Source organism: Thalassotalea sp. G20_0 (assembly GCF_017744175.1).
Taxonomy (GTDB): domain Bacteria; phylum Pseudomonadota; class Gammaproteobacteria; order Pseudomonadales; family Endozoicomonadaceae; genus Endozoicomonas.
In genome coordinates this window covers 1-2033 of sequence record NZ_JAGHQV010000163.1, presented here as the reverse complement: position 1 = coordinate 2033, position 2033 = coordinate 1, and the positions used below count along the sequence as shown (strand labels likewise).

At 48.4% G+C, this 2033-nt stretch carries 3 protein-coding genes; 1 reads left to right on the top strand and 2 read right to left on the bottom strand.

Features of this window, described 5'->3' with window-relative positions:
• Positions 1-204 precede the first annotated feature (204 nt).
• Both J7438_RS25235 and J7438_RS25230 read right to left on the bottom strand, forming a co-directional pair.
• Positions 205-549: a pseudouridine synthase family protein gene (locus J7438_RS25235; protein ID WP_209278805.1), complete on the bottom strand. Its 345-nt coding sequence runs from the start codon at positions 547-549 to the stop codon at positions 205-207.
• 339 nt (positions 550-888) lie between these two features.
• Complete coding sequence (locus J7438_RS25230; protein ID WP_209278804.1) at positions 889-1320, bottom strand: hypothetical protein; 432 nt, start codon at positions 1318-1320, stop codon at positions 889-891.
• A gap of 49 nt (positions 1321-1369) precedes the next feature.
• Between J7438_RS25230 and J7438_RS25225 the strand changes: the two genes are divergently transcribed.
• Positions 1370-2033: hypothetical protein (locus J7438_RS25225; RefSeq protein WP_209278803.1), on the top strand; the 664-nt coding region annotated here is incomplete at its 3' end.

Genomic DNA, 2033 nt, shown 5'->3' with positions numbered 1-2033 from the left:
AGAAGAGATCATTACCCAGGTGGCGCTGGGCAGTTTGGGGGCCGTGCATGGCAAGCCTGCCGGGCAACGGCAGGCGGAAATAGCAGCGCGGCTGCAAATCGAAGCGGAGGAGTTTGCCCAGACTCCGATTTAACGATGGAACCCATGGGCAACAAACTGTCGGACCGGGAGGCAGTCCGACGGACAGCCTCCTGCCGGACCCATTTACTTTGATCGGTTGAGTTCAGGTAGTGCGGCAAGCACGTCGATATCTGGTTTTTCCAGCTCCTGAAATTGCCCCTGACGCAGCTGGTCAGGAATGATCATGCTGCCAAACCGGACCCGCTTCAAACGGCTGACTTTCAGATCCAGACAGCCGATGGGGATCCAGTGCTCGCCCTTCAGTTTGGGGAGTTTATCGAATACCGTTGGACGGCCTTCCTTATCTGAATAACTGCAGACCCCGCCTTCAGCTTGTAACAGGCAATGACCCCTTATTTGTCCTCCCTGGACTGTAAACTTTTCTCTCTCGAATATTTGCAACTTTTGCAAAGTTGGATATTTTTTCATCAATCTGAAATGAATAAAAGTCAACTGACGGGTTAATCAAGCGATGCATCTTCGATTTCCAGTTAAACCAACTAATCTAGGTTTTCTGCCTGATCAAAAATTTCCTCATGATCCTGATAAAAAATTTCCTCATGATCCTGATAAAAAATTTCCTGATGATCCTGATAAAAAAATTCCTCATGATGATGATAAAAAATTTCCTGATGATCCTGATAAAAAATTTCCTCATGATCGTGCTAAAACAACCAGTGTGTTTCACTCACGTCAAGTGGCTAATAATAAAAAGACAGGGAAGACGACACCTGCACTGGGTAGCCAGTATCAAACCAGCCATTTGGTTCAGTCTGCCAGTTCTTCAGACTTGCTTAGTCGAACAAAGTCAATTAATTCAAGCGCAGTCGGTTCAATAATTGGCACAACCTCAATATCAGCTTCGGCCAGCAATTCAAATCCAGCAAAAGCATCTGCATCTGCATCTGCATCAGTATCAACATCTGAATCAGTATCAGCATCAACATCAGTATCAGCATCAACGTCTGAATCAGTATCAGCATCAACATCTGAATCAGCATCAGTATCATCATCTGAATCAGCATCTGAATCAGTATCAACATCTGAATCAGCATCAGTATCATCATCTGAATCAGCATCAGTATCTGAATCAGCATCAACATCCCCGAGCGCAGTCAGTACACACACAGCAATGGCCAGTATGTCGGAGGCAATGAAGGATAGTGTCTCTAATAACGCTACTTCGGCAACATCTGCCATCAGTCCATCTGTAAACAGTGAGACAGGCTTGTTACAGGCATCGGCATCGATGTTAACTGCAAACTCCAGTGCGCACCTGGCAAAATCCAGCCTGGTCAGATCCTCTGCCATTGGTGCATCCAGCCGCGATTACAAGACTACTTTCAGTCCATCAGAGTCCATTAAACATACCGCTACTGCCCACGATTCAGCAGGCTCAGTCAAAGCGACGGAGTCCGGTTTTACGGCAACCGCCGCTCATCGGACAGCCAGTCTGTCCGGTTCGGTCAGCAACCCCCTGGCAACCAGCGTCTCCAGCCACCACTCCCATCCTTCCGGCTCAGCAGGGCCTTCCGCCACAAGTGTAAATATCAATGATATGGGTGAAACCGGTGAATATTCGGCAACGTCCATGGGGTTATCCGGCTCGGTGAAGAGTGCCGCCTCTACCCATGCAACGGGTATCCATTCATTGCCTTTGCTGCACAGTTCGGCAACTGCCATGAATGCCACCACGGCTTTCCCAGCCCGGTCCAGCCTGTCCGGTTCCGACAAGGGCGCTGTTGCTGCCAATGCATCGGCAACGTCAACAACAGCCAATCCCGGATCTGTTCCGGTTTTTTCCAGCCCGATTGGTATAAATACGACGTCGTTTAATTATGTAAGCCCGACTGGTATAAAAACAACGCCGTTTAATTATGCAAGCCCGACTGTTCAGGATTCTGCCTCTGCAA